At 55.3% G+C, this 4,605-nt stretch carries 5 protein-coding genes and 1 pseudogene; 2 read left to right on the plus strand and 4 right to left on the minus strand.

Annotated features, from left to right (window positions below; all coding sequences use genetic code 11):
* Positions 1 to 273 precede the first annotated feature (273 nt).
* Complete coding sequence (locus tag AC1DVH_RS26450) at positions 274 to 582, minus strand: DUF6124 family protein (protein ID WP_218432835.1); 309 nt, start codon at positions 580 to 582, stop codon at positions 274 to 276.
* A gap of 182 nt (positions 583 to 764) precedes the next feature.
* Between AC1DVH_RS26450 and AC1DVH_RS26455 the strand changes: the two genes are divergently transcribed.
* Entirely contained in the window at positions 765 to 980 is a 216-nt protein-coding gene (locus AC1DVH_RS26455; protein ID WP_477756279.1) for a DUF2188 domain-containing protein, read from the plus strand.
* Positions 981 to 993: 13 nt separating this feature from the next.
* A pseudogene (locus AC1DVH_RS26460) lies at positions 994 to 1,161 on the plus strand (transposase domain-containing protein); the annotation flags it as partial.
* Here the strand turns inward: AC1DVH_RS26460 and AC1DVH_RS26465 are convergent.
* The 3 genes from AC1DVH_RS26465 to AC1DVH_RS26475 all read right to left on the minus strand — a co-directional run.
* Positions 1,158 to 2,366: an MFS transporter gene (locus AC1DVH_RS26465; RefSeq protein WP_477756280.1), complete on the minus strand. Its 1,209-nt coding sequence runs from the start codon at positions 2,364 to 2,366 to the stop codon at positions 1,158 to 1,160. The pseudogene AC1DVH_RS26460 and the gene AC1DVH_RS26465 sit on opposite strands and share 4 nt — an antisense overlap.
* Positions 2,367 to 2,471: 105 nt before the next feature.
* Positions 2,472 to 3,338, minus strand: coding sequence for a LysR family transcriptional regulator (locus tag AC1DVH_RS26470; protein WP_477756281.1), 867 nt, complete (start codon positions 3,336 to 3,338; stop codon positions 2,472 to 2,474).
* 480 nt (positions 3,339 to 3,818) lie between these two features.
* Positions 3,819 to 4,605 (minus strand): malate:quinone oxidoreductase (locus tag AC1DVH_RS26475; RefSeq protein WP_477756282.1); only part of this gene is annotated, 787 nt, incomplete at its 5' end.

The following is a 4,605-nucleotide window of genomic DNA, read 5'->3' on the forward strand; positions in this document are numbered from 1 at the left end:
CCACTGAACCGGCGACGGTCAGTGGGCTTTTTTTGGGTTTTTCACGCAATCCCGGGGAACACCGATACCTGTAGGAGCGAGCTTGCTCGCGATGGACGTCAACGATGACGCTGCAAACCTGATACCCCGCGGGGTTCTCAGGTTCATCGCGAGCAAGCTCGCTCCTACAGGTATCGGTGTTCCCCGGGATTGCGTGAAAAACCCAAAAAAAGCCCACTGACCGTCGCCGGTTCAGTGGGCTTTTTCACATCAGGCTAAAACCGCCCTCGCCTGCTACTGCGGATCTACCTGATCCAGCACGCGGTTCACCGATAGTTCCGCCAAGGCAATCATCTGTTGAACCCCCAGTGCCAAATTGCATTTTGGGCCGGAGAGGATAAACGCCAGTTCACTGGCCATGACACTGGCCGAGGCAAGGGTTTCACAGGCGTGAACCAGGAGAGTTTCGTTGTTGACGTTGGGGGCGATGGTGAAGATGGGGTTGGGACGGCGGTCGGCCCCGGCCGGTTTGCGGGACACGAACTCAGGATCGAACTCTGACGAGTTTGGGGTTGCTGATGAATCAGCGTTTTCGTTGAGCATTTGGAACTCCAATGGATTGGGCTCCTATGAAAATCGGGCTACCACACCCGTTCGCTGAATTGGCAGCGACGGGCGAAGGTTAGCGAGGTGGGTTGTGAAGTGCAAGCCCCATGGGGTATGGAAAAACTTGAGACTAATTACCGCTTTCAAACCAACAAAAAAGTCATCAAAAGCTGGGCGGAATGCTGCATATATACAGTGGTGGTCAGCGTTCATCTGGTCACTTCGATACCAAAAAAGATGCCGTAAACCGAGCTTGTGAGATCAGCAAAAACCAAGAAACTGAGTTAGTGATACACAATAAAGATGGAAAACTGGAAGCAAAGATGGTCATGAAAATGATCCATCTCCACCTAAAGGCCAATTATCGTAACCGTCCGGGCAACACACCTTCCTGATGCCATCGCTCAAGGCTCGTTACGCAGTGGGAAGCGTGCGGCGGCGATCATGAGTTTGATCCAGTCGGTCCGACTCAACGGGCACGATCCATACACCAATCTGAAAGACGTCCTCAGGCGCTTGCCAACCCAGCGCACCAGTCAGATTATCGATTTGCTGCCACATAAGTGGGCTCGTTAGGCCTCGCCGTGTGTACGAGTTTGACTTTGCTTAGGGACGTGCCTCCAAAGCTGCGTGAGCGCCAAAGAAGCAAGACTCGCGATAATGAGCGCAAGTGAGCTTATTCCAATGCTCAACCCCCAAAAGTCGATCAAGTAACCTGTTAACACCGGGATCGCCCCAGCAGGCACATACCCTCCCATGTTGAACACTGCGTTGGCTTCGGCTCTGCGCTGCGCAGGCACGCGGTCAGCAATAAGGGTCAGTCCACCTAACTGGCCCAAGCCTTGACCGGCGCCTGCCAACAGAGCGGAAACGATCAGCCATGGAGCGGAACCGGTTTCCAGCGCGATCCACACGAAAATCATTGAGAAGACAGTACCGATCCCGCTAAGCGAAAACACGGTACGGCTGCTGTATCGCTTCGCCGCAAACTGCACACCCACGGCGACGAGGAACATTGAAAAGGCCATACAACCCGTGACAAGGGGACTATTCACGCCTAGAAAAGTCGCTATCAGCTTGGGGCCGAGCGACAGGATGAATGATGTCGAAGTTATTCCAGGGCCGAAGAACGCTATCCCCAATAGCACGATGCCGAGGTTTTCCTTAGCGACGGTGGGCAAGCGCGCTTTAAACGTACCGCCCCCAAGCTTTTGGTTTTTTTGATTGAGTAGCGCTAGGAGCGCCACGCACAAAATCGCGATTTCCACTCGGAAGACTGTGTGGATCGGGTTCGGAAGATATTGCGCAACGACCCCTGCCAATAGCGGCCCCGTGCCCGCTCCGGCCACCATCGCGACAGATGCCATTAGCGAAGCAAAATGCTTGCGATGAGGCTGAGCATGCTCGACGACATTCGCCATACCCCCAGATACAACGAGGCCCACCGAAACGCCGGTGAGGAAGCGTGCGAGCATCAAGACGCCGATGCTGTGCGCTTGATCGAACAGAATCGCTGCAATGATAGCCAGCCCCACACAGGGTAGAAGCAAGGCTTTGCGCCCGTAGTGGTCGGACAGCTGCCCAGCGACGGTGAGAGTTAGAAGAAGACCAATGATGTAGCAGGCAAAAATTACGGTTAGCACCCCCGACGCGAAGCCGAGGGACTGCTGCCAAAAGCTGTAGAGTGGCGTAGCGGCATTTGAAAGTATAAAAATCGCGGTCACGATCCAAGCTGTACGGTACACAGCCATTGAGCTTTTTATGGGATGGGAACTGCTCATTGGTGAAGGGCCTCTCAGTGGGCAGGAATTCAATTCGGAGCCCAGAGTAGAGGTATGTTTMGTGATGGCCCATTCATCAAAATCACAAACCAGATGTGAAAAAATTCACAGTTCCTGTGCCTGCACTAATCCCTCCATGAGGAAATCAAGCACTGCCCGGATTTTTAGAGAGCTGCGTAAATCTTCATGAAACGCGAGCCAGATGGGTAGTTCCAGCGGTGTGTGATCCATATCAACCCTTGCCAGCCCATATTCTTTGCCTAAAAAATCCGGAAGGAAAACTATGCCAGCATTGCCTACGGCAGCTAATGCCTGGATGCGCAGGTCGTTGCTGGTGACGGAAAGCGGTCTTCCTTCCAGCCGATCCAGGAGCCATTGCTGCTGTACCGAATCCTCCATGCTACGGTCGTAGCCTATGAACTCGAACTCTTCAGGTTCACGTTGACTAATGTAGTCCTCGCTAGCATGAGGGTAAAAACGCAATGAGCCGAGACTTTTGGCGACGACACTCTGTTCATCCGGCCTGCTGAAGGTAATGGCAATATCGGTTTCTTTCCTTGCCAACGACGCAGTGGACTTGGCTCCGACGAGCGTCAGCTGCAACCGGGGATAACGCTCGCGCAATACCCCAAGTCGCCGAGCTACCAACGTTCCGAGGTATGCAGGAGGCGCAGACAAGATCACCGCACCCTCAATACGGTTTTCTCCCCCGTCAGCGAATCGCCTGAGCGCAAGTGACGCAGACTCCATCTGCGCTGCATATTCACCTACCCTCACACCATCCTCGGTCAGTTGGTAGACACGGCCCCTACGATCTACCAGCTTCATGTCCAAAGAGGCTTCAAGGGCAGCTATTCGGCGAGCCACAGTCGCGTGCTCCACCCCCAGCGAGCGAGCCGCAGCGGCTAAGGAGCCCTCATGAACAAAGGCAAAGAAAAAACGGAGGCTGTCCCAGTCAAGCATATTGGTCATCAGGGTGTGGTTAGGAGTGGATTTACAGCGAGCGAAAAGCGTAGCTTACCGATAAATCAGGTGGCGCTGCCGCATATAGCCTGGACTTAATTTCGTCCCCATGTTCTCCGCCCCAAGAACCGCTTGGTGATTACAGCGATCACGACGGGCATGGAATATTTAGTCCCCCCGGGGTCTGTAGAGCAATGGGCAAAATCGCGGGTGATATCAGGGGGCCCTTATCCTTCCATCGGCGCTCCGACTTCGACTCCACTGCTCACTCCACGCACTTCCATTTGCACCTAACGCATCGCTTCCAGCATCCCCGACGCGGCTGGGTTAGGATTCTAGCCCGGTGCAGGTCAGTTTCGTTGCGCAAGGTGTATTGGACGGACGCTTACAAACATAATGCCGATCATGCCTCCAGAATCATTTTCCAGCCCACAAAAAAACCCACTGACCGTCGCCGGTTCAGTGGGCTTTTTTTGATCCGGTCTCTAATTACAGAGCCATATCACTCGCAGCATTAGCCTTCGGAGCCTTCACAGCAGTATCGACAGTCACTGGCTTCACAGCCGGCGCGATCACCGCTGGTGGCGGAGTCAGCTGCAGCACCTTGGCGGTGTAGGCCCACTCTTCTGCAACTTTCTCAGGGCTGTTGTTCAGCTGAGTGCCGTAGCTCGGTACGATCTGGTGCAGCTTGGCCTGCCACTCAGGGGTCGCGACCTTGTCCTTGAACACTTTCTGCAGCACGCTCAGCATGATCGGTGCGGCAGTCGAAGCGCCTGGGGAGGCGCCCAGCAGGCCGGCGATGCTGCCGTCTTGCGAAGCGACGATTTCGGTGCCCAGTTTCAGCACGCCACCGGCGGCTTCATCACGCTTGATGATCTGCACGCGCTGGCCGGCTTGCCACAGGCGCCAGTCTTCAGCCTTGGCGTTCGGGAAGTATTCTTTCAGGGCGTTCATGCGGTCTTCATCCGACAGCATAAGCTGGCCTGCCAGGTACTCGACCAGCGGATATTCCTTGATGCCGACCTTGGTCATTGGCCACACGTTGTGCGTGGTCGTGGTGGTCAGCAGGTCCAGGTACGAACCTTCTTTCAGGAACTTGGTGCTGAAGGTCGCGAACGGGCCAAACAGGATCACGCGCTTGCCGTCCAGCACGCGGGTGTCCAGGTGTGGAACCGACATCGGCGGTGCGCCCACCGAAGCCTTGCCGTAGGCCTTGGCCAGGTGTTGCTCGGCGATGGTCGGGTTTTCGGTCACCAGGAACGAGCCGCCTACCGGG

The organism is Pseudomonas sp. P4_C3, from assembly GCF_056402075.1.